The following is a 2,735-nucleotide window of genomic DNA, read 5'->3' as shown; positions in this document are numbered from 1 at the left end:
CCGTCCACCTGCCCGCATGCATGGTCCGGGGCGTGTATTTCTTCAGGTTCTGCAGGTCCTCCTCGGTGGGGGCCGGGTCCAGCCACCGCCAGAACAGGCCGCCCTTCCGGCCCTTCAGGCCCTTGACCTTGATCCACCCGGCCAGCTCACCCTCAGGCGACCCGTCCGTGCGGGGACCGAACCAGACCGTCGCCATCTGGTCCGCAGCGACCGCACCGACAACCCTCTTGCCGCCCACCGTGAACGGCAGCTGCCCTTGCAGGTCGAGCTTGACCTCTCTGGTGTACCCGTCGGTCAGCTTCGGCGGGTTCCCCGCCGTCCACTCGCCCGCATGCGCGGTCCGGGGCTCGTAGGCCTGCAGCCTCTCCAGGTCCTTTTTGGTGGGAGCCGGGTCCAGCCACAGCCAGAACGGGCCGTCCTTCCGGCCGTACAGGCTCTCGACCTTGATCCACCCGGCCAGCTCACCCTCAGGCGACCCGTCCGTGCGGGGACCGAACCAGACCGTCGCCATCTGGTCCGCAGCGACCGAACCGACACCCGGCGTGCCGCCCACCGGGAACGGCAGCCGCCCTTGCCGGCTGATCCGGACCTCTTTGGTGTACCCGCCGGGCAGCCGCGGCGGGTCCCCCTTCGTCCACTCGTTCGCACGCACGTCCCGGTTCTCGTAGGCCCTTAGCCTCTTCAGGTCCTTTTTGGTGGGGGCCGGGTCCAGCCACCGCCAGAACCGGCTGCTCTCCCGGCCGTCCAGGCCCTTGACCTTGATCCACGCGGCCGCCTCACCCTCAGGCGACCCGTCCGTGCGGGGACCGAACCAGACCGTCGCCATCCGGTCCGCAGCGACCCAACCGACAACCGGCCTCTTGCGGCCCACCGTGAACGGCAGCTGCCCTTGCAGGTCGATCGGGACCTCTTTGGTGTACCCGCCGGTCGGCTCCGGCGGGTCCCCCTTCGTCCACTCGCCCGCATGCGCGGTCCGGGGCTCGTAGGTCCGCAGCCTCTTCAGGTCCTTTTTGGTGGGGGCCGGGTCCAGCCACAGCCAGAACGGGCCGCCCTCCCGGCCCTCCAGGCCCTTGACCTTGATCCACCCGGCCAGCTCACCCGCATGCGACCCGTCCGTGCGGGGACCGAACCAGACTGTCGCCATCTGGCCCGCAGCGGCCACACCGACACCCGGCGTGCCGCCCACCGGGAACGGCAGCTGCCCTTGCGGGTCGATCGGGACCTCTTTGGTGTACCCGTCGGTCAGCTGCGGCGGGTCCCCCGCCGTCCACTCGCCCGCATCCACGTCCCGGTTCTCGTAGCTCTCCAGCCTCTTCAGGTCCTTTTTGGTGGGGGCCGGGTCCAGCCACAGCCAGAACGGGCCGCCCTCCCGGCCCTCCAGGCCCTTGACCTTGATCCACCCGGCCAGCTCACCCTCAGGCGACCCGTCCGGGCGGGGACCGAACCAGACCGTCGCCATCTGGCCCGCAGCGGCCACACCGACACCCGGCGTGCCGCCCACCGGGAACGGCAGCTGCCCTTGCAGGTCGATCGGGACCTCTTTGGTGTACCCGTCGGTCAGCTGCGGCGGGTCCCCCGCCGTCCACTCGCCCGCATCCACGTCCCGGTTCTCGTAGGCCTCCAGCCTCTTCAGGTCCTTTTTGGTGGGGGCCGGGTCCAGCCACCGCCAAAACGGGCCGCCCTCCCGGTCCTTCAGGATCTTGACCTTGATCCACGCGGCCGCCTCACCCTCAGGCGACCCGTCCGTGCGGGGACCAAACCAGACCGTCGCCTTCCCGTACGCAGCGGCCGCACCGACACGCGGCGTATTGCCGGCCACCGTGAACGGCAGCCGCCCTTGCCGGTTGAGCTTGACCTCTTTGGTGTACCCGCCGGTCAGCTCCGGCGGGTCCCCCTCCGTCCACTCGCCCGCACGCACGATCCGGTAGGCCTGCAGCCTCTTCAGGTCCTCTTTGGTGGGGGCCGGGACCAGCCACCGCCAGACCGGGCCGCCCTCCCGGCTCTCGATCTTGACCCACGCGGCCGCCTCACCCTCAGGCGACCCGTCCGTGCGGGGACCGAACCAGACCGTCGCCTCCTGGCCGGCAACGGCCGCACCGACACCCGGCTTCTTGCCGCCCACCGTAACCGTCAGCCGCCCTTGCCGGTCGATCCGGATCTTTTTGGTGTCCCCGCCGGTCACCTTCGGCGGGTTCCCCTCCGTCCACTCGCCCGCATGCGCGGTCCGGGGCTCGTAGTACTCCAGCCTCTCCAGGTCCTCTTTGGTGGGGGCCGGGACCAGCCACCGCCAGACCGGGCCGCCCTCCCGGCTCTCGATCTTGATCCACGCGGCCGCCTCACCCTCAGGCGACCCGTCCGTGCGGGGACCGAACCAGACCGTCGCCTCCTGGCCGGCAACGGCCGCACCGACAATCGGCGGCTTGCCGTCCAGCGTGAACGTCAGCCGCCCTATCCGGTCGACCTTGACCTCTTTGGTGTACCCGCCGGTCAGCTCCGGCGGCTCCCCCTCCGTCCACCCGCCCGCCAACTTAGCTGGGCGTCCTGCCCGATCGCCTGTGCGCAGCGGCGCCGCCGCCTCGCCCAGCTCGACGTCCTGGACCATCGGCTCGGGGTCGAACTCACCCGAGTCGGACCCGCCGCGCGCTGCCCCCCGTCCCCGGCCCGCAGGCCGGCGCAGGCGCCCCTGACCGGTGCCCGCCTGCGGGCCGGCACCCTGATCGTGCCCGACGGTCCCG

General features: G+C 71.4%; 1 protein-coding gene. It reads right to left on the bottom strand.

The window, feature by feature from the left end:
- On the bottom strand, positions 1-2,602 hold a 2,602-nt coding region (locus ACGFIZ_RS34130), incomplete at its 3' end, for a hypothetical protein (RefSeq protein ID WP_393427422.1).
- Positions 2,603-2,735: the final 133 nt, after the last annotated feature.

Source organism: Micromonospora sp. NPDC048830 (assembly GCF_043198215.1).
Classification (GTDB): Bacteria; Actinomycetota; Actinomycetes; order Mycobacteriales; family Micromonosporaceae; genus Micromonospora.
This window is presented reverse-complemented; position numbering and strand designations above follow the sequence as displayed.